The sequence below is a fragment of the Clostridium sp. OM05-6BH genome, assembly GCF_003481635.1.
Lineage (GTDB): Bacteria > Bacillota > Clostridia > Lachnospirales > Lachnospiraceae > Butyribacter.
Genome location: NZ_QULH01000001.1, coordinates 173,341 through 194,613, shown reverse-complemented (window position 1 = coordinate 194,613; position 21,273 = coordinate 173,341). Strand labels below are relative to the sequence as shown.

Below are 21,273 nucleotides of genomic sequence, written 5' to 3'. Positions count from 1 at the left end.
TATTGTAACAAGAATTAGGAGGAGTTTATGAAAGATATCAAGAAACCGGAGTTTATGCTGGAAGCGATGCGAGGACGGAGAGGGTTTATCGCCGTGCTTGAGATATTGATCGCGATTGTAGTCTTTGTGGTCAGTTCGATCGCAATGTCCATTGGTACGATTCCTTTAATGATCGGTTATTTCGTGAGTGATCCGGAGTTTATGAAAACGGCACAGTCTGTCGCGGACGGATCGATGGATTCGCTGCAATATATGCAGAAAATGCAGGACTATGCACTCCATTTGCCGGATTGGATGACCATTGCAACACTTTTATTAGAAATCCTGATGATTGCGGTTGTTTTTGTCTATTGCCGTTTTTTGGAGAAGAGAAAGATCCGTACATTAGGATTTCGTAAGAAGGGAATGGTTCCACAGTATTTGAAGGGTGCTGTGGCTGGAGCACTATTTTTTAGCGTAGCATATTTGATCTGTGTTCTAACAGGAAGTATTCATGTAGAAGGATTGGTGACCAATATGGCACCTCTGGGGATTCTTGGTTACCTTGTTGGATATTTGGTACAGGGCATGGCAGAAGAGGTGCTTTGCCGCGGCTATCTGTTTGTATCGTTGTCGAGAAGACATTCCGTCGTGTATTCGGCAGTGCTCAGTGCACTGTTCTTTGCTATGTTACATGGTGCCAATTCCGGCTTGACGCCACTTGCGGTATTTAACTTATTCCTGTTTGGCATTTTCGCAGCACTGTTGTTGGTAAAATGTGAAAATATCTGGGTTGTTGGTGCGTTCCACAGTTTGTGGAATTTTGCACAGGGGAATATTTATGGCATTCAGGTCAGCGGTAATTCTCTACAGCCGGCAATCTTAAACAGCAGCAACGTGAAGGGACATGGCTTGATCAACGGTGCAGGCTTTGGCTTAGAAGGTGGTCTTGGCGTGACGCTTGTACTTGGTCTTGGTATTGTCTATTTGGTGTACAACTTGAACAAACAGGGCAAGATCGTGGAATGGGAAGGATTCCGGCCGGTCGGAGAGAATTATAATAACGATATGCCGAGCGGACAGAATTATGCAGGTCCACAGTATAACGGAAATCAGCAGGATTATGCAGGTTCACAGTACAACGGAAATGAGCAGAGTTATGCAGGTCCACAGTATGGCAGAGAAGAGCAGGATTACGCCGGTTCGCAATATAATGGAAATGAACAGAGTTACAATGGTTCATCATATAACAGCGATCAGGAAGCTTTTGCCAGACCGCAGGAAGAAGCACAGTTTGATAAGAGTACAGAAGGCTATGAAAATATGGGCGTAGCACCGGGGCAGACACCTTGGCATCCGGAAACGCCAGAGCAGAAAATGTCCGATGAAAAGACATTTAATGCAGACTATTTTAAGGAATAGACGAGTGAAATAAAGCAAAGCCAGTGCTTTGCTTTGCAAGAATTGCTAAAGCAATTCTTGGTAGCATCACACTATAAAGAGGCATGTATGAATTGTATTCATACATGCCTCTTTTGTTACTTTATAGGAAACTACTCTTTCTCAGATTGTTTCAAGTTTTTTGCGGCTGTTGAGAGCATCAATTTGATTCGGTTTAACTGGTTCACTTCGCTGGCACCCGGATCGTAATCAACAGCAACAATATTGGAATCCGGATAGCAGTGACGTAATTCTTTGATAACACCTTTGCCGACAACGTGGTTTGGCAGACAGCCAAAAGGCTGTGTACAAACAATATTTGGAACACCGGAATGGATCAATTCGATCATCTCACCGGTTAAGAACCAGCCCTCACCGGTCTGGTTACCACAGGAAACGATCGGTGAAGCATATTCTGCAAGTTTGGCGATTGGAACCGGTGGGTCAAAGCGTTTACTCTCTGTCAGGGCATCGTGCATCGTCTTGCGATAATGTTCAATAAAACGGATCGCAGCGTTGTTGATCAAAGCACTGGATTTCTTTTTGCCTAAATAATCCGCCTTAAAGTTTGCATTGTAAAGACTGTACATAAAGAAATCGATCAGATCCGGACATACTGCCTCGGCACCTTCAGACTCCAATAATTCGACTAAGAAGTTATTGGCAAGTGGAAGGAATTTAACTAAAATCTCGCCGACAATACCAACACGCGGTTTCTTTACATCCAGCAATGGAAGTTCATCAAATTCTTTCACAATGCCGCGGATATTTTTCTTAAATTCGCTGTGTTTTCCGTTTTGAACGGATTTTTGTGCGATCTTCAACCATTTTTCATGCAATGCATTGGCAGATCCCGGAACTGCCTCATAAGGACGTGTTTTGTAGAGGACACGCATAAATACATCGCCGTAGATCAATGCCTGTAATGCACGGTCAGCCATCTTGTAGTTGATGTCTAATCCCGGATTCTTTTCAATGCCGGCGCTCATGGAAATGACAGGAATCTGCTCCATGCCTGCTTTTTCCAAAGCACGACGGATAAATCCGATATAGTTGGTTGCACGACATCCACCACCGGTCTGCGTAATGATCAACGCTACTTTGTTAAGATCATATTTGCCGGAAAGCAATGCCTGCATAAACTGTCCGACAACGAGCAGGGATGGATAACATGCATCGTTGTTTACATACTTTAATCCGTAATCCAGGCACTCGCCGGTGCTAGGCAATACTTCCAAATTGTATCCGCAGGATGCTAGTGCCGGTTCGAGAATGTCAAAATGGATTGGAGACATCTGTGGAACCAGGATCGTATAATCTTTACGCATTTGTTCTGTAAAGACTACGCGGTGGTGTGCAGTATCTTTTTTGACCGGTTTGATCTGCTTGCGCTCGCGTTCGCGAACAGCGGCGAGCAGAGAGCGGATACGAATACGTGCAGCACCTAAGTTATTAACTTCGTCAATCTTTAATACCGTATAGATCTTATTCTGCAGCGTCAGTATATCGCTGACCTGATCGGTTGTTACCGCATCCAGTCCGCAGCCGAATGAGTTGAGCTGGATCAGATCTAAGTCGGAACGGGTTGCTACATAAGAGGCCGCTTTGTACAGACGGGAATGATACATCCACTGATCCATAACGATCGTAGGACGATCTACGTTGCCGAGTTCGGATACACTGTCTTCAGTCAATACGGCAACACCGAAAGAGGTGATCAGTTCCGGAATACCGTGATTGATCTCCGGATCGGTGTGATATGGTCTACCGGCGAGCACGATACCGTGGCAGCCGTTTTCTTCCATATAAGCGAGTACTTCTCGTCCTTTGGCGGACATATCATCACGTACATGCTGCATTTCTTTCCATCCTGCAGCAGCCGCACGGCGGATTTCCTCTTTGGAAATGCCGTTTTCTTCCGTGAAGTATTCTACCAGACGTTTTGTTAATATTTTTTCACTTTCAAACGACAGGAACGGGTTTTGATATTTGATCTTGCCATCCTGCAGTTCTTCGACATTATTTTTGATGTTTTCACCATAAGAGGTGACGATCGGGCAGTTGTAATGGTTGCCGGCACCCTCTACCTCACAGCGTTCATATGGCACGCAAGGATAGAAAATGTAATCGAGTCCCTGCTTGATCAGCCAAGATACATGCCCATGCGCAAGTTTTGCCGGATAACATTCGGATTCGCTTGGAATGGACTCAATACCCAGTTCATAGATTTTGCGGCTGGACTCCGGAGAGAGTACTACACGATAGCCAAGTTCGGTAAAGAAAGTAAACCAAAACGGATAATTTTCGTACATATTCAGTACACGTGGAATACCGACCGTACCGCGCACGGCGTGCTCTTCATCCAATGGTTTATAGTGAGCGAAGAGTCGTTTGTTCTTGTATTCAAAAAGGTTTGGAATATTCTTCTTGTTTTTCTGACCGCCAATACCACGTTCACAACGGTTGCCGGAAATAAACTGTCTGCCGCCGGTAAAACGATTGATCGTGAGAAGGCAGTGGTTGGTACAGCCCTTGCAGCGAGACATGGACGTTTCGAAACGAAGCTCGTTGATCTGGTCGATCGTGAGCATCGTGCTTTCCTGTCCGGTATAATGATCTCTGGCAATGAGTGCGGCACCAAACGCACCCATGATACCGGCGATATCCGGACGTACGGCTTTGCAGCCGGAAATGCGCTCAAAGCTTCGCAGTACCGCATCGTTATAGAAAGTACCACCTTGAACAACGACTTTTTCACCGAGATCTTTTGGATCAGTCAGCTTGATCACTTTTAACAAAGCATTTTTAATAACGGAATAAGCAAGTCCGGCAGAAATATCTGCAACGCTGGCACCTTCCTTCTGAGCCTGCTTTACTTTGGAATTCATAAATACGGTACAGCGGGATCCAAGATCGATCGGATTCTCGGCAAACAAAGCAACTTTCGCAAAATCAGCGACCTCGTAATTGAGAGATTTTGCAAAGGTTTCGATAAAGGAACCACAGCCGGAGGAACAAGCCTCGTTTAACTGAACTTTATCAACGGAGTGGTTTTTGATCTTGATGCATTTCATATCCTGACCACCGATATCCAAGATACAGTCTACTTCCGGTTCAAAGAACGCAGCAGCATTGTAGTGTGCTACCGTTTCTACTTCACCCTCGTCTAAAAGGAGCGCAGCCTTTAACAGTGCTTCGCCATATCCGGTAGAGCAGGATCGAACAATCTGTGCTCCAGCCGGCATTTTACTGTAAATATCTTTGATCGCCTTGATCGCTGTTTTCAGCGGGCTTCCGTTGTTGTTGCTGTAAAATGAGTACAGCAGGGAACCGTCTTCGCCGATCACAGCTACCTTTGTTGTAGTAGAACCGGCATCGATCCCTAAGAATAAATTGCCTTTATAACTTGCAAAATCGCCTTTCTTTACATCATTTTGCGAATGCTTTTGTAAGAAATCATCGTATTCTGCCTGATCCTTAAAAAGAGGCTCCATACGGGTTACTTCAAATTCCATCTTGATCTCTTGGGAAAGATCGGTGTGTAATTTGCCAAGGCTTGACATATCTTCTTCCTTGGCGTTCATTGCTGCACCGGAGGCTGCAAACAGATGAGAATGTTCCGGAGCGATGATCTGGTCGCCTTCCAGACCGAGAGTACGGATAAATGCCTGCTTTAATTCGGTCAGGAAATGAAGCGGACCGCCTAAGAATGCAACATTACCGCGAATCGGTTTGCCACAGGCAAGACCACTGATCGTCTGATTGACCACTGCCTGAAAAATAGAGGCTGAGAGATCTTCTTTGGTTGCACCTTCGTTGATCAGAGGTTGAATATCCGTTTTGGCAAATACGCCGCATCGAGCTGCGATTGGGTAAATTGCTTTATAATTTTTAGCATATTCATTTAATCCGCTGGCATCCGTCTTCAATAAGGTAGCCATTTGGTCAATAAAGGACCCGGTACCACCGGCGCAGATTCCGTTCATACGCTGGTCGATACCACCGGTAAAATATATGATTTTAGCGTCTTCCCCGCCTAATTCGATGGCGACATCGGTGTGAGGGGCGTAATCTTTGAGTGATGTTGCAACTGCTACTACCTCCTGTACGAAAGGAACGTTCAGATATTTGGACAGCGTCAGTCCACCGGATCCGGTAATGACCGGAGCAACCGGCAGATCACCAAATTCATCATAGGCTTTTTCAATAATAGCAGCAAGAGTTTCCTGGATGTTGGCATAGTGCCGTTGATAATCGGAAAAAATAATCTCGCCATCTTTATTTAATAGCGCAATTTTTACGGTTGTGGAACCGATATCGATTCCCAATGTATTCATGTGTAATTTCATAAATACCCTCCATCTAGTATCTTGTATTACTCTTAGTTTCTAATGGTATGTCAGCAACGATAAATTATGAGTTTGTGCATGCTTTGCGAGGCACAAAAATTCGCCGCATTTTCCTATTATAATGCTATTATGAGAGGAATGCAATAAACATTTTTTGCTTTTGTGGAGTGAGATCCGGATTCGCGGCTGCGAGTAGAGTCACCATTTCACGGAAAGCAGAATATACTGTAGCAAATAAAGGCATAAGGTGAATACACCATGAATCATGAGTATTGTAATGGACATATGCATATGATAAAGAAAGGAGATACACTGTACGCTTTGAGCCGAAGATATCATGTCCCGCTGGAAGTGATGTTACGTGCCAATCCTTATGTAGATGTATATAATCTACAGCCGGGTGATACTGTTTGCATTCCGGGAAAGAAAGCAGATGGATGCAATATAAATCTGATCATGCCGCGGATGGGTAACGAACAGGAGGAGATGACACCGGACGTGCAGGAAAATATCGCAGAGACTTCCGTTGATGCTGACCGTTCCGAAGAAGATCAGGAGAGACAATCCCATGAAATGACGCGGGAGTTTGACACGACAGTTCCCTATGATGACAGGTATGTGACCGAGCAGGGAGATTCCCTGCAGTCTTTCTTACAGAGAATGAACGTTTCGCTGAATGATTTTTTGGAGCAGAATGGGCCAGAGGATGTCATGCTGCTGCCAGGTATTGCATATCGTAAATAGCAGAGATGCAGCCTGTTGTAAATAGTATATTTTGTCGCAGGATACACCCGCTTGCGGACGGGGAATCCAATTGACAAAGAATACGCGTCACACTATAATGAAATGTACTATGGCGTTCTTTTCGATTGCTGTAAAAATACGCTGTAGTACATTTTTGAATTGCATGTAAAATATCCTGTGAACAGATGGGCTTTTGCAGGGAAAATACCTGAAAATATCAGGCATAGAAAGGACAAGTATATGATACAATGGTTAAATAAGATGGAACGCAAATTTGGAAAGTATGCGATCCCTGACTTGACACGTTACGTAGTTGGTGCATATTGTCTCGGTGCTTTGTTAGAGATGCTGACAAATTTTGGGATAATACCGTTTGATATTTATTATAACTGGCTTTGTCTGGATATGAGCAAGGTGGCGCATGGACAAGTCTGGAGATTGTTTACGTATTTGCTGGAACCGTATGGCTTTAGCGGCAGCACGTCCTTTGTACTCAGCGTGTTGTTTTTGGTGATCCAGGTTAATCTGTTTTTCTTGTTTGGACGATCTTTGGAACGGGCCTGGGGAACGTTTCGGTTTAACATGTATTTCTTTAGTGGTTATCTGTTAAATATTATTGCAGCACTGATCCTGTATTTAAGTCCGTTTCATATTGCAATTTATGATTCCGGTTTTCAGTATGTTTACTGGGCGATGTTCTTTGCTTTTGCACTGATCCAGCCGGACACGGAGTTACTTTTGTATTTTGTGCTTCCGATCAAAGTAAAATGGCTTGCGCTATTGGATGCGATTTATATGTGCTATTTGATAGTGGGCAATTTTGTGGCAGGTTTTCGCATGATGGGAATGACAGCCGTGTATGGAGCACAGGCACAGGCGTATGGCTGGATGCATATTAGTCAGGCGTTTGCGGTTATCGTAGCAATGGGGAACTTCTTACTGTTCTTCTTCCTGACGCGGGATTACAAGCGGATGTCATATGGAGAGCAGAGGAGACGAAGAGGTTTTAAGAAGAAGATGAAAGCAGCGGGTGCCGGACAGCGTATTGTGCATCGCTGTGCAATTTGTGGCAGGACTCAGGAGGAATTTCCGGATCTGGAATTTCGTTACTGCTCCAAATGTGAGGGCAATTATGAATATTGTGCGGATCATTTATTTACACATCAGCATGTCAAAAAATACATGTAATTATTTAGGAGGAAGGTTGAAATGACAGCAATTACAGTTATTGCTATTTTGGCTGCGGCCGCAACGATCTATGGCTTTGTTGCAATGGATTCGTGTGAGCGCGTTAAAGTGGCACCAAAAGGAAAGAAGAAGAAATACCAAGTACAGGAGGTTCCGGAGACGGGTATTCTTTTTATGGTGATCATGGCGGTCGCATTGATCGTTCGCTATATTGCGGCAGCAAAATATTTTGGCAATGAAACGGATATGAACTGTTTTATCGCTTGGGGGGACATGGTCTTTAAGGATGGGATTGGTAATTTTTATTCTTCCGATTCTTTTACGGACTATCCACCTGGATATATGTATATTTTGTATATGGTCGGTGCGATCCGTCATGTACTTGGGGTGGCTTGGAATTCTACGCTTAGCGTGATGCTTACTAAGACACCGGCGATCATTGCCGATCTGGCCACGGCTTACCTGCTGTTTCGCATTGCCGGAAAGCGTTGGACGCAGAAGGGTGCGGGAATTTTAACAGCAATCTATCTGTTTGCACCGGCGGTACTGCTCGATGGAGCAATCTGGGGACAGACAGATGCAGTATTTACCTTTTTCGTTGTATTAATGATTTATTTGGTGACAGAGCGTAAGCTGATCCCGTCGTATTTTGTATTTGCGGTTGCAGTATTGGTAAAACCGCAGTCTCTTATTTTTACACCGGTATTGATCTATGGCATTATCGATCAGGTGTTTTTAGACGGCTTTGACTGGAAGAATTTTTGGAAGAATCTGGGGCTTGGTTTGGCTGCGATTGCGATGATTGCCCTGCTGATGCTCCCGTTCGGATTTAAGGATGCGTTATCACAGTATACGGAGACATTGGCATCTTACAAATTTGCCAGTGTAAATGCTTATAATATTTGGACATTGTTTGGACAAAACTGGACCGAACAGACGAAACACTTTATGGGTATCACGTATCAGACTTGGGGAACCATTTTTATTATTTTGATCGTGGCAGCAGCTACCTGGCTTCATTTTCGTGCAAAAAATAATCCGGCACGTTACTATTTTGTCGGGGCATTTATCGTAACAGGAATGTTTTTGCTGTCAGTTCGCATGCATGAGCGTTATGTGTATCCGGCGATCATTATGCTGTTGTTTGCATTTGCGATGCGTCCGAAACGTGAGATTGCCTATTTATTTACCGGGTTATCAGGAATGGCATTTTTCAATATGGCACATGTTGAGTTTGTGTATGATCTGAATAATTTCAACGCCAAGGAACCGGTGACCTTAGCAATTGCAGCCGGTATGGTGATCGTATTTGGCTACATGGTATATGTAGCGTTGACATGCTTTAACGGTTATTTGTCAGAGGGTGAGATCGCGCGTACTTCGACCGGACGGACTGCACAGGCAGGACGTAAGAATACGCGTGCAAATAATGCACGTAACAATGTAAGCAAAAAGGAATCAGAGGGCAAGATCGCCCGTTCTGTAACGCTCAGCAAGATGACGAAAGTTGACTGGATCGCAATGGCAGTGATCACATTGATCTACGCAGTGGTAGCATTTGCGCGTCTGGGGAATATGTCGGCGCCGGAAACAGCATATTCTGCTGTGAAAGAAGGAGCGATCGTTCTTGATTTCGGTGAAACTACCAGCATTTCACAGTTATGGGATTATCTGGGGTATGAAAATAATCCGCACTATAACATTGAATACAGTAACAATAAGGATTCCGGTTATACAACATTTTCGACCGGTGTTACAGATGACAATGGTAATACGCAGAGCTATTGGGATGCAGGTTCTGTATTTTGCTGGAACAGTCTTACATTGAATGTTCAGGCAAGATATGTCAAAATTTCTCCGACGGAGGATAATTACGAGGATAGTCTGTTAGAGCTTGTGTTCTTGGATAGCAATGGCAAAAAATTGGAGCCTGTGAATCGAGATGAGTATAAGACTTTGTTTGATGAGCAGGATGAATTTGAGGGACGTGCCAGTGCAATGAACGGTACGTACTTTGATGAGATCTATCATGGACGTACGGCATACGAGATGATACATAAGCTGTACTGTTATGAAAACACGCATCCGCCACTTGGTAAAATATTCATTGCCTGTGGTGTACTCATGTTTGGAATGAATCCATTCGGATGGCGTTTTATGGGAACCTTATTCGGAGTATTTATGGTTCCGATCATTTATTTGTTTGCCAAACGTTTCTTCAACAAGGAATGGATCAGCATTGTGACAACGTTATTGTTTGCGTTTGACTTTATGCATTTCGTGCAGACAAGAATAGCGACGATCGATGTGTTTGTTACACTGTTTATTATGTTGTCGTATTACTTCATGTACTGCTATCTGCAGAAGAGTTTTTACGACACAAAGCTGCAAAAGACATTCATACCGCTTGGACTTTGCGGTGTTGCAATGGGGCTTAGCTGGGCCAGTAAGTGGACCGGAATTTATTCCTCGGTAGGTCTGTGTATATTGTTCTTCCTGCATATGTATCGCAGATATCGTGAATATGTCATTGCCTGCAAGACACCACGCGGTCAGACGAATGGTATTTCACATGCGTATATTATTGATAATTTTAGCAGTTATTTTTGGAAGACGATTGGATTCTGTTGCGTCTTTTTTGTGGCAGTTCCGGCGATCATTTATATATTGTCTTATATTCCATTTAATGATGGAACAGACCATAACTTATTGACGCGCGTGATCAATGCACAGAAAACGATGTTCGATTATCATTCTGCTTTGAAAGCGGATCATCCGTATTCTTCCAAATGGTATGAGTGGCCGATCATGACAAGACCGATCTGGTATTATTCCGGAACGATTGGCAATCTGCGTGAGGGTATCAGTGCCTTTGGTAATCCACTTGTTTGGTGGGCCGGCATTCCGGCAGCGTTTTATATGCTGTATCTGCTGTGGAAAGATAAAGACCGCAAGGCTGGATTTTTGCTGATCGGGTATCTGTCGCAGTATGCACCTTGGTTCTTGGTAAGCCGTGTGGTATTTATTTATCATTATTTTCCAAGCGTACCTTTCGTTGCCGCTATGGTGGGATACAGTTTCTTTAAGCTGGCTCAATGGAAACCAAAGATCAAACCGGCGATCTATGTCTATGTTGCCTGTGCGATCGGGTTATTTATCCTATTTTATCCGGTGTTGTCCGGGCTTGCGATCGATCCGGCATTTGCAACCAAGTATTTGAAATGGTTTGATAGTTGGGTATTGTTACAGACTTGGTAATTTGATCAGGAACAGGGTGGTAAAAATGTCATAAATTTGATGATCTGACAGAATATGGATGTCAGGTCATCACGGAATAGAAAGGTAAAAATATGAGCAATAAGTTACGAGAGTGTGTCAATAAATTACATAGTAATAAAGAAGTTGGGGATCTGTTACCAGAATATCTGAAGCAGAGCATGATCCTTCATGATGGATATACAAGGATCAAATTGATGATGGAATATTACATGTTTTACGAGGTGGTCACAGAAGATATCAACCCATATATTGCGATGGCAAAGGAAATGATCACTTCTTTGAATGAGACAGTGGGACAGGCGATGTCTGATACATTGGATGATACACAGAGAAAACAGTTGGTCGATCATATTTTAGCAATGCGTACGGAAGTAATCGACCGTATGCAGGTGTTGACCGGATATGTGGACTGCTTTGTCGTATATGAATATATTTTAAACCGTATTCAATATCGGTTTGATGAGAAAGAAGTTTTGCCGGAAGACACTGCATTTGCACAGGAGGTTATGAATTTTATCTTTGGTTCAAATGATAATGTGACGATCAATGATAATTTACGCGTGGTACTGGGACAGCTTCCGATGCGAATGACCCGTTCTCATTATTTTGATCTGATCAAAAACTGCATTTCCGTTTATAAGGGCAGTGAGATAGAATCATTGGAGGGATTTTTGTATATGTTCCGTACCAGTGCCATGTTGTATAAGCATCCTGCACAGGAACAGTATTTTACGGAATTTGCCGGTGTGCTTCAGGAATTGATGGAAGCAGACTACGAGCATATGGATCGCACATTATATGAATTGTATGCAGAAAAAGTACGAGTCAGTGCTTCAAAGCTCAATGATCTATCTGATCTGTATATGCAGATTGGACAGATTATCAATGGTGTGTATACGTTAGTGGTGACAGAACCTTATTGTGTTGATGAAGAGAAAATGACGGTAGTAGATGATGTGATCCGAGGCATCAATGCACTCTTTTTGGAAAAAGAGATTGATCTTTGGCAGAGGGAGGATCTTTTGACAGAAGAGGATCGCTTAAATTGGCTTGCCGAGAAGCTTCCTGCGGTTGAAGGCCAACAGGAAAAGTTATATCAGTCTGTTAATATAGCGGAAGCGGCACTGGATGAACTATTGGAAGGACGAGCAGAGGAAATTGAGGCAGCAGGGCTTAGTGATGCTTTTATCAAACTGCATCATTTGTCACAGCTTAATTCGAGCAGTGTCTTTGCACCATTGGAGAGTCAGGAATCAGCAGGGATCGTGACGGCAGAGATCGCAGAGCAGGAAACAGAAAAACTGCTTAGTGAATTGAAAGAGTTATTTCAAGGACGCAGCCGTATGTTTCGCCGTGCCATCATGGCCGCCACTGTGGAAAAATTACCAACCTTTTTCAAGAGTGCACAGGAGATCGCAGACTACATGATGAACGCACTGAACCAATGTGATGATGAAGCAGAAAAGTATGCATCCAAACAACTGATCCTCGAAATGATCCGGTAATCACACCCAACTTTGCATACCCACTATTGCTTTAGGCTCACATATTGCTGACATAATAAGCAATATGTGGTTCGATAGCGACTATAGGTATGTAAAGTTGGAGGAAGTATGATAAGTAGCAGTGCGGAAAGGCGGAGGTGTTATGATCTGGTGGGATGAGAAGTTGTATACCGATGATAAGGTGGCCAGACATCCGGCTCGATACCGGAAACGGGTCGAGAAAAAGGGGCTGCGTGGATGCTTTTGTGTGGTGCTGGGGCGTAATCCTGCGAACAGCCTGGAAATCTATGCGTCGAGAACGTTATGGTTCCGCTATGAAAAGGAATGCGGTGTACAAGTAGTGGGGTTGGCGGCCTCTTATGACAGTGCTGTGGAGCTGTTGCAGCAAATGATCACGGATGTCTATCGTGATCGAGGGAGCGTTGATTCCGATGCGATCCGTGCTTATTTTACGGGGAGGTGACAGACCGGGCGATGGAAAAGATCATATTATTGGTTTTGGTTACCATAGCAAAAGTGATAGGGATCCTTTTGGCGGTACTTGTTATCGTGGCACTGGCGATATTGTTTGCGGCAGTGCGTTACTGCGGAAAGATCTCGTTCGATGATAAAAAAGCACAGATCAGTATTCAATGGTTAGGTGTTGTGCTTCGTGTGCCCATCCTGATCACTGAAAAGGATCTGCAGTGGAAAGTCCGTGTTTTTGGCGTGCCGATCCTGCGCAGTGACGGCGCACATAAAAAACGCCGTTCTAAAAAGTCTTCTGCCCCAAAAGCACAGAAGCGAAAAGCTGAGAAGGTAGCCGAAACAGTTCAAAAAACACAGGGATCATCGAAACAGGAGAAGAAAGCGCCCTCTGTGAACTTGGAGAAGAGTCCGACAGCACCTGAACAAGAGAAGCGGATAGCACCTAAGCAGGCGGCTGATAAGACAGAAGAGCAGAATGTTCCTAAGAAGCAGTCTGACAAGACAGAAGAGCAGATTGCTTCTAAGCAGACGACTGATCAAAGAGAAGAGAGATCGGCTTTTAGGCAGGCTGATGAAAGAGAGAAAAAGCCGCGGGGGATCCGACAGTTGTTTCTTTGGCTTCAAAATGTAATAAAGATTGTGCGAAAGATTAAGAAAAAAGTACATTCTGTGCAGGATCTGGTTGATATTTTGCGCAGTGATGCGGGAAAAGCATTTATTTGCATCGTTAAAGAGAATGTGATACATTTATGGAAACAAATACATCCGCGGCGTATGCGCGGTAAAGTAATATTTGGAACCGGAGATCCGTGCTCTACCGGTGAGCTGTTGGGAGTGCTCGCACTTTTTTATGCATGGTATGGGAACGGAGTACAGATCATTCCGGATTTTGAGCAGAAACGCATAGAGGGGAATGTTTCATTTCGTGGAAGAATCCGCATGATTACATTAATTTGTATTGCGTGGCGCATAATAAAAAATAAAGATGGCAGAAAGCTTCTACACGAATGGGAGAAGTGGAAGGAGGAAAAGTAAATGGCAGACAATTCTTTTAACGCAAATGTAGGATCCTTATTTCAGGGGATGGAAGGATTTATTACCGGAAAGACCGTTGTGGGTGATGCCGTAAAATTTGATGATGGAACGATCATTTTGCCACTGGTGGACGTTAGCTTTGGTGTGGCTGCAGGTGCTTTCGCAGAGCCGGGCAAGAAAGAAAACAGTGCCGGAGGTATGGGCGGAAAGATCCAACCGAGTGCGATCTTAGTGATCCGCAATGGTGAGACGAAGCTTGTCAATGTAAAAAATCAGGATAGCATTACAAAAGTATTGGATATGGTTCCTGATCTTTTGGACAAATATGTTCCTTCCAAAAAGGAAAAAGCGCAAAAAGCAAAAAATTAAATTTTGTTCTTGCATTTCTGTTTGATTTTTGGTATTATGTTCATGTTGTGCTAATAACACTGACAGAAATGACAGGATAAATGAGACCATCAGGAATAAAGGTAAGGAGGTGCTTACGATGGCAAAGTGTGCAGTATGTGGAAAGAGTGTTCACTTCGGAAACAAGGTGAGTCATTCACATAGAAGAAGCAACAAGATGTGGAAGCCGAACATTAAGTCTGTTCGTGTAAAGGTGAATGGTGGAACCAAGAAAATGCCAGTATGTACAGGATGTTTACGTTCTGGAGCTGTAGAGCGTGCATAATCGCAATCACCTTTTATATGAGAATCCACAGGATCGGGATCATTCCCGGTCCTTTTTCTTGCTTTTCTAGCGAACAGCAAATATTGCTGTTATGTAGTGTGCAGCCAACAAGAATTGCTTTAGCAATTCTTGCAGAAGCAAAGCGCAGGCTTTGCTTTTCTAGCGGACAGCAAATATTGCTGTTATGTAGTGTGCAGCCAACAAGAATTGCTTTAGCAATTCTTGCAGAAGCAAAGCGCAGGCTTTGCTTTTCTAGCGGACAGCAAATATTGCTGTTATGTAGTGTGCAGCCAACAAGAATTGCTTTAGCAATTCTTGCAGAAGCAAAGCGCGGGCTTTGCTTCTATGAACAGAATAAATTATAGCCTAAAACAAGGCAGAGCAGGATGATCAATACGGCAATAACAGCGTTTGAAATAAAAAACATGATTGTCATGCCGATGGCGATCCAAAACAATACAAAACCAATCATATGACGCATAAAACCCCTCGCTTGCACAATTGTGTAGAATAGGATATACTAATACAGTGTATCTTAATGTTAGTATATGACAAAGATTTTAAATCTTGAATAAAACATATTTAAGATGTAACAGCATAGAAATGGAGGAGTATTTATGAAAGGCAAAATGAATGCAAAAATGGGCAACATTATTATTGACCGTGATGTTTTAGCAAAATATGCCGGGGCTGCGACAGCAGAATGTATTGGTATCGTGGGCATGGCGGCCGTTAATGTAAAAGATGGCGTGATCAAGCTCCTAAAGAAAGAGAATGCAGGACGCGGTGTGAATGTATATGTTGTGGACAACCGTATCAAAGTGGAACTTCATATTATTGTAGCATATGGTGTAAGTATCCGCGCAGTTGCTCAAAACGTGCTTGAGCATGTACGCTATAAGATAGAAACTTTTACCGGAATGGAAGTAGAACAGATTAACGTCATCGTTGAAGGTGTTCGTATTGTAGATGAAGATTAATTTACCGATTTGCAAACACAAGGAGGATTAAAGCAGTGAGCGTTCAGACAATTGATGCAAAGATGTTGCAGAAAATGTTTTTGGCAGGAGCAAAGGGTTTAGAGGCGAAGAAGGAATATATTAATGAATTGAATGTATTTCCGGTACCGGATGGAGATACCGGAACGAATATGACGATGACCATAATGGCTGCAGCGAAAGATGTAGCCAATCTTCAGAATCCGACATTGACCGAATTGGGCAAAGCGATTTCCAGTGGTTCACTTAGAGGAGCAAGAGGAAATTCCGGCGTTATCATGTCCCAGATCTTTCGCGGTTTTGTCAAAGAATTAAAGGGATTAGATATTATCGATGTGACAGCGTTAGGAAATGGCGTGCAGCATGCTGCAGAAACGGCATACAAAGCAGTCATGAAACCGAAAGAGGGCACGATCCTTACCGTTGCAAAGGCAGGAGCGGACAAGTCGATGGATCTGTTAGTGAACGGAGATACGGACGATATTATCAAATTCTGCGATGAAGTCGCTGCTGAAATGGAGGAAGCATTGCTGCAGACACCGGAATTGCTGCCGGTACTGAAGCAGGCGGGAGTTGTTGATTCTGGCGGGGAAGGTTTGATGACATTTATTCGCGGTGCGCTCGATGCCTTGAAGGGTAAGGCAACGGATTTCACAGTGAATACAGGTACAGCAACCCGCGTGGTTAATGGATCTGTCGGCGCTTCTGAAGAAGAGGATATCCGCTTTGGTTATTGTACGGAATTTATCATTATGCTGGAGCGCGGCGAAGATGTAGTCGAGAGTCAGCTTAAGGAATATTTGCAGAAGATCGGTGACTGCGTTGTAGTAGTAGCTGATGATGATATTGTAAAGGTACATGTGCACACCAATGATCCGGGTCTGGCGATTCAGAAAGCACTTACGTATGGTTCTTTGACCAGCATGAAGATTGACAATATGCGTGAGGAGCATCAGGAAAAGGTGATACGAGATGCACAGAAAGCGTCCGAGTTGGCAAGCGCACCAAAGAAAGAGGAGCCACGTAAAGAAAATGGTTTTATTGCCGTAGCAGCCGGAGATGGATTGGCAGATATTTTCCGTGATCTTGGAGTGGATTATGTGATCGAAGGCGGACAGACAATGAACCCAAGTACGGATGATGTATTATCTGCAATTGAGCAGGTGAATGCAGATAATATCTTTGTTTTGCCAAATAATGGAAATATTATTTTGGCAGCAAATCAGGCAAAGAATCTGACAGAAGATAAGGAAGTGTACGTCGTTCCGTCCAAAAATATTCCGCAGGGAATTGCTGCAATGATCAGTTTTGTCAGTGGAAGATCTGCTGCAGAAAATGCAGAATCTATGGAAGAAGAGATGCAATTGATCAAATCCGGTCAGGTTACGTATGCGGTTCGTGATACGAATATGGATGGCAAAGATATTAAGCAGGGTGACTTCATGGGCCTTACTGATAAGACGATCGTATCGGTTGGCAGTGATCTGCAAGGTACAGCAAAGGAATTGATCGAGTCTCTGTTAGATGAGGACTCTGAGTTAGTCAGTCTGTATTATGGCAGTGATGCAACGAAGGAACAGGCAGAGCAGCTTGCAGAGGATATTGAGAGCACACATGAAGATGTTGAAGTAGAAGTACAGTACGGTGGTCAGCCGGTATATTCTTACTTTATTTCTGTAGAGTAATAAGCGAGTATTAAGAAACGTTTTCGAGAAAGGGTTGTCATACTGGTCGGACAGAGCAGCGTGATGATCCTTTTTCAATAGAGACTCTAAATCTTCTAAAGCCGGAGTAACTGTAATGTGATGGATGATTTTCGAGCTACGGAGGGAGGAGACATCGTTGAGAGAGAGGGATAGTATACGCAATATAAAAGGGGTGGGACAAAAAGCAGAAAGTTTGTATGCAAAGCTGGGAATTTATACGATCGGAGATCTGCTTACTCATTATCCCAGACAATATGATGTGTATAAGCCGGTACAGCCGGTATCGGAAGCGGTGGACGGAAATGTGATCGTTCTGGATGTAAGCCTGGCAACTAAGCCTAAGATCAGTTATGTGCGTAATCTTAAGATTGTAAGCTGTACGATGAGGGATTCCAGTGGCTCCATTCCAGTGAGTTGGTTTAATATGCCATATTTACTCCGTTCTCTTAAAATGGGAACGCATTATCTTTTGCGAGGAAAAGTTATATCAAAACGGGGACGTCTGATGTTGCAGCAGCCCAAAATGCTGCAATATGAGGAATACCGCAGTATGTTGTACCGCTTGCAGCCGTTGTACCCATTGACAGCGGGACTGACAAACAATGCGATCAAAAAAGCTGTAGATCAAGCACTATCGCAGGCTGAGTTGGATGCAGAGTTCCTTCCGCTGGATATGCGTAAAAAATATAATCTTGTATTGCATAAAAAAGCGTTGCAGGATATTCATTTTCCGTCAAAGGAAGCGGATTTTTTTGCTGCAAGAAACCGTTTGGTTTTTGAGGAGTTCTTTTTATTTACGCTGGCAATGCATCAGATGAAACAAAATCGTCATCAAAAACCATCAGACTATATACTGCATCCGGGGGATAAAGTATTTGCACTGCTAGAGAACCTTCCTTATGAGCTGACAGAGGGACAGAAACAGGCAGTGGACGAGATCGCGGCAGATGTTTCATCAGGATTTGTGATGAATCGATTGATCCAGGGCGATGTTGGATCCGGTAAAACCATTGTTGCACAGATTGCGTTGCTAATAGCTGTGGAGCAGGGACATCAAGGGGCGATCATGGTGCCGACAGAAGTGTTGGCAGAGCAGCATTATGAGACATTTTGCGAAATGTTTGATCCCTTGCAGGTTCGAGTCGGTCTTTTGACCGGTTCTATGACGGCAGCGGAAAAGCGCGATATGCAGGCTCAGATCGCAGCGGGAGAGATTGATATTGTCGTAGGAACGCAGGCACTCATTCAGGATAAGGTAGAGTATAAGGATCTTGCGATGATCGTCACCGATGAACAGCACCGTTTTGGTGTGCGTCAGCGCGAAAGTTTTTATGCAAAAGGGCATACACCACATATGTTGGTTATGAGTGCCACACCGATCCCACGCACGTTAGCGATCATTTTATACGGAGAACTGGATATTTCAGTTATCAAAGGACTTCCTAAGGGTAGACTTCCAATTCAAAACTGTGTTGTGGATACCGGATATCGTCCGCAGTCGTATCGATTCATTGAGAAAGAAGTAGAAAAAGGGCATCAAGCATATGTGATCTGTCCGATGGTGGAGGAAAGCGAGAATATGGAGGCGGAAAATGTCACGGATTATGCTCAGACACTACGGGAAGAGATGTCGACTAAGATACGGATCGAAGTGCTGCATGGCAAGATGAAACCGGCACAAAAAAATGAGATCATGGAGCGATTTGTCTCTGGAGCGATTGATGTTTTGGTATCTACGACGGTGATCGAAGTTGGTATCAATGTGCCAAATGCCACAGTGATGATGGTCGAAAATGCAGAACGGTTTGGTTTGGCGCAGTTACATCAGCTTCGTGGACGTGTCGGAAGAGGTTCGGCGCAGTCTTATTGTATTTTTATGATGGGCAAACCTTCCAAAGAAACGAAGCAGAGACTGCAGGTGCTAGAGCAGTCCAATGATGGATTCCTGGTTGCAGAAGAAGATTTGAAACTGCGCGGTCCCGGGGATCTGTTTGGCATCCGACAGAGTGGAGACTTGAATTTTAAGCTGGCAGATATTTATCAGGATGCAGCAATACTAAAACAGGCAAATGAAGCGGCGGCTGGATTTGAGCGGACGGATATAATAGAAATGTGCAAAAAGTATCGGGGATTGCGTGAAAAAATACAAACCTACACCGACGAGATCTTTTTGTAAGAACATTGCATTTTGAAGGTAAAAATAGTACACTTAATTTAATTGTGTGTTGGAACGGTAAGGGAGGTTGCATATGGTGCAGGCAGGGTATACGACAGATAGATTACTGCAGATTGGGCGGTCAAACTATGACCGGCTATGCCTTTTTTGTGAAAATTTGGAACGCAGCGGTCTCTGGGAGCAGGCAAGACAGGTTATGAAACAGTCCGCTAAAATGATCTTAGATCGTTACGTGCAGTCTGTACTAGTGACTTTTGCAGCGGCAGAGGGCATTGTGACAGAAAGCGATAGAGAGTATATTGCTATTATCACGGATTCCAATCTATTAGCAGTTTCACCGGAGATCCCTGTGACCGGAGAGTTGATTGAGGAGTGCAGACGGTTTTGCGGATTTCCACCGGTGCTTTTACAGCTGTGTGCAGCTTATGACGATGAATATATTCAGCATACCGGAGAGCAGTTTTTGGATTCCTTTGTCAATATCATTTTGTGTATGGCGTATATGGTGGATCGGGAAAGTGTTCTGACGCGCCGGTTTGTACGTGAATTTTATGACAGGGTAAGTGTATTTGTGGATACAAAGGATGCTTGGAATACGGAAGAGTATCTGTTTCACAAATTATATGGGACGGACATTCTAGATGATACAAGATGGCTGCATGTCCCGGTAAAACAGCAGTCTGCAGAAGTGATGGCAGAGTCACCGGCAGCCGCACAGGCGAGCAATGAATGGAATGTAAGGCAGGACAAGCTGGAGGAACAGTTACAGCAGGAAATGGCGCGTAAGCAGTTTCAGGCAGTCAAAAAACGTATTCAGGAACGTGAGGAGGCAGAACGCAAAGAGCAGGAGGAACGTCTGCAATGCCTGTTAGATGAGCTGAATGCGTTGGTTGGTTTGCAGGGGGTAAAGGATGAGATCCAGTCTCTGGTCAACTTGATCCGTATTCGCAAGCTTCGGGAAACGATGGGACTTCCGCAAATGGATATGTCATATCACATGGTATTTACCGGTGCACCGGGAACCGGCAAAACGACGGTGGCGAGATTGGTGGCAAAAATCTATCGGGAGCTTGGGATCTTATCCAAGGGAACCTTTATTGAAACGGACCGATCCGGGCTTGTGGCAGGATATGTCGGCCAGACGGCACTTAAGGTGCACGAATTGGTCGAGCAGGCAGTTGGGGGGATTCTTTTTATTGATGAAGCATATGCCCTGGTCAATCCTGATGTTCCGAATGATTTTGGTATGGAAGCAGTGGATACATTAGTAAAATTGATGGAAGACCACCGCGATGATCTGATCGTCATTGTGGCAGGTTATACAGAAGAAATGCAGTCATTTTTGAAATGCAATACGGGTTTAGTATCGCGATTTAACAAATTTATCGATTTTCCGGATTATTCGAAGGAAGAGCTCATAGCGATCCTAGATGCAATGGCCGATAAGGCTGGACTGCAATTGGAAGAATCTGCCAGAGAGGCGGTGCTTTTGTCGTTGCAGGCAAAAACGGAAGAAGAATGGAATGTATTTGGAAATGCCAGAGGAATTCGTAATCTGTTTGAAAAGATCGTGATCAATCAGGCAAATCGTCTTGTCAGACTGTCTGCACCAAGTCGTGAAGATTTGATGAAAATTCAGCGGGAAGATGTGGAAGTTGTTTGACCACATCGCATGATTATGCTAAAATGGGGTGCAGCAGAGTGACGTTACAAGGTCACTTATTACGATGCAC

14 protein-coding genes are annotated in these 21,273 nt (G+C 43.9%); 13 read left to right on the top strand and 1 reads right to left on the bottom strand.

Going from position 1 to position 21,273, the window contains the following annotated elements; genetic code table 11:
• Window positions 1-27 precede the first annotated feature (27 nt).
• Window positions 28-1,401, top strand: a complete 1,374-nt coding sequence (locus tag DXB73_RS00900) for a CPBP family intramembrane glutamic endopeptidase (RefSeq protein ID WP_118689831.1) — start codon at window positions 28-30, stop codon at window positions 1,399-1,401.
• 131 nt (window positions 1,402-1,532) lie between these two features.
• On the opposite strand, the gene DXB73_RS00895 is transcribed toward DXB73_RS00900, so the two are convergent.
• Window positions 1,533-5,768 carry a 2-hydroxyacyl-CoA dehydratase gene (locus tag DXB73_RS00895; RefSeq protein ID WP_243103960.1) on the bottom strand — a complete coding sequence of 1,412 codons (4,236 nt, stop codon included), beginning with the start codon at window positions 5,766-5,768 and terminating at the stop codon, window positions 1,533-1,535.
• A 291-nt stretch (window positions 5,769-6,059) separates the two neighbouring features.
• Between DXB73_RS00895 and DXB73_RS00890 the strand changes: the two genes are divergently transcribed.
• The 12 genes from DXB73_RS00890 (at window position 6,060) to DXB73_RS00830 (ending at window position 21,203) form a co-directional block, all read left to right on the top strand.
• A complete protein-coding gene (locus tag DXB73_RS00890; RefSeq protein WP_243103959.1) occupies window positions 6,060-6,512 on the top strand; it encodes a LysM domain-containing protein in 453 nt (150 codons plus the stop codon).
• Between the two features lie 240 nt (window positions 6,513-6,752).
• Complete coding sequence (locus DXB73_RS00885) at window positions 6,753-7,700, top strand: hypothetical protein (RefSeq protein ID WP_118689829.1); 948 nt, start codon at window positions 6,753-6,755, stop codon at window positions 7,698-7,700.
• A gap of 21 nt (window positions 7,701-7,721) precedes the next feature.
• Window positions 7,722-10,958, top strand: coding sequence for a phospholipid carrier-dependent glycosyltransferase (locus DXB73_RS00880; protein WP_118689828.1), 3,237 nt, complete (start codon window positions 7,722-7,724; stop codon window positions 10,956-10,958).
• 92 nt (window positions 10,959-11,050) lie between these two features.
• Window positions 11,051-12,484: a hypothetical protein gene (locus tag DXB73_RS00875; protein WP_118689827.1), complete on the top strand. Its 1,434-nt coding sequence runs from the start codon at window positions 11,051-11,053 to the stop codon at window positions 12,482-12,484.
• Window positions 12,485-12,626: 142 nt separating this feature from the next.
• Entirely contained in the window at window positions 12,627-12,947 is a 321-nt protein-coding gene (locus DXB73_RS00870) for a hypothetical protein (RefSeq protein WP_022024431.1), read from the top strand.
• 11 nt (window positions 12,948-12,958) lie between these two features.
• Window positions 12,959-13,987, top strand: coding sequence for a DUF2953 domain-containing protein (locus DXB73_RS00865; RefSeq protein WP_118689825.1), 1,029 nt, complete (start codon window positions 12,959-12,961; stop codon window positions 13,985-13,987).
• Window positions 13,988-14,356 (top strand): GerW family sporulation protein, encoded by a 369-nt coding sequence (locus DXB73_RS00860; protein ID WP_118507498.1) that lies wholly within the window; start codon window positions 13,988-13,990, stop codon window positions 14,354-14,356.
• A gap of 118 nt (window positions 14,357-14,474) precedes the next feature.
• Window positions 14,475-14,660, top strand: coding sequence for a 50S ribosomal protein L28 (gene rpmB / locus DXB73_RS00855; protein ID WP_118507499.1), 186 nt, complete (start codon window positions 14,475-14,477; stop codon window positions 14,658-14,660).
• 617 nt (window positions 14,661-15,277) lie between these two features.
• On the top strand, window positions 15,278-15,640 hold the full coding sequence (locus DXB73_RS00845; protein WP_022024434.1) for an Asp23/Gls24 family envelope stress response protein: 363 nt from the start codon (window positions 15,278-15,280) through the stop codon (window positions 15,638-15,640).
• Window positions 15,641-15,675: 35 nt separating this feature from the next.
• Window positions 15,676-17,343 (top strand): DAK2 domain-containing protein, encoded by a 1,668-nt coding sequence (locus DXB73_RS00840; protein WP_118689823.1) that lies wholly within the window; start codon window positions 15,676-15,678, stop codon window positions 17,341-17,343.
• Between the two features lie 157 nt (window positions 17,344-17,500).
• Window positions 17,501-19,540 (top strand): ATP-dependent DNA helicase RecG, encoded by a 2,040-nt coding sequence (gene recG, locus DXB73_RS00835; protein WP_118689822.1) that lies wholly within the window; start codon window positions 17,501-17,503, stop codon window positions 19,538-19,540.
• A 73-nt stretch (window positions 19,541-19,613) separates the two neighbouring features.
• Window positions 19,614-21,203, top strand: a complete 1,590-nt coding sequence (locus tag DXB73_RS00830) for an AAA family ATPase (protein WP_118689821.1) — start codon at window positions 19,614-19,616, stop codon at window positions 21,201-21,203.
• The last annotated feature ends 70 nt before the right edge of the window (window positions 21,204-21,273 follow it).

What these genes read in the sequence shown, in the direction of transcription:
- DXB73_RS00900 (WP_118689831.1), top strand. Translation starts at nt 28, where the DNA reads ATGAAAGATATCAAGAAACCGGAGTTTATGCTGGAAGCGATGCGAGGA.
- DXB73_RS00895 (WP_243103960.1), bottom strand. Translation starts at nt 5,768, where the DNA reads ATGAAATTACACATGAATACATTGGGAATCGATATCGGTTCCACAACC.
- DXB73_RS00890 (WP_243103959.1), top strand. Translation starts at nt 6,060, where the DNA reads ATGATAAAGAAAGGAGATACACTGTACGCTTTGAGCCGAAGATATCAT.
- DXB73_RS00885 (WP_118689829.1), top strand. Translation starts at nt 6,753, where the DNA reads ATGATACAATGGTTAAATAAGATGGAACGCAAATTTGGAAAGTATGCG.
- DXB73_RS00880 (WP_118689828.1), top strand. Translation starts at nt 7,722, where the DNA reads ATGACAGCAATTACAGTTATTGCTATTTTGGCTGCGGCCGCAACGATC.
- DXB73_RS00875 (WP_118689827.1), top strand. Translation starts at nt 11,051, where the DNA reads ATGAGCAATAAGTTACGAGAGTGTGTCAATAAATTACATAGTAATAAA.
- DXB73_RS00870 (WP_022024431.1), top strand. Translation starts at nt 12,627, where the DNA reads ATGATCTGGTGGGATGAGAAGTTGTATACCGATGATAAGGTGGCCAGA.
- DXB73_RS00865 (WP_118689825.1), top strand. Translation starts at nt 12,959, where the DNA reads ATGGAAAAGATCATATTATTGGTTTTGGTTACCATAGCAAAAGTGATA.
- DXB73_RS00860 (WP_118507498.1), top strand. Translation starts at nt 13,988, where the DNA reads ATGGCAGACAATTCTTTTAACGCAAATGTAGGATCCTTATTTCAGGGG.
- rpmB (WP_118507499.1), top strand. Translation starts at nt 14,475, where the DNA reads ATGGCAAAGTGTGCAGTATGTGGAAAGAGTGTTCACTTCGGAAACAAG.
- DXB73_RS00845 (WP_022024434.1), top strand. Translation starts at nt 15,278, where the DNA reads ATGAAAGGCAAAATGAATGCAAAAATGGGCAACATTATTATTGACCGT.
- DXB73_RS00830 (WP_118689821.1), top strand. Translation starts at nt 19,614, where the DNA reads ATGGTGCAGGCAGGGTATACGACAGATAGATTACTGCAGATTGGGCGG.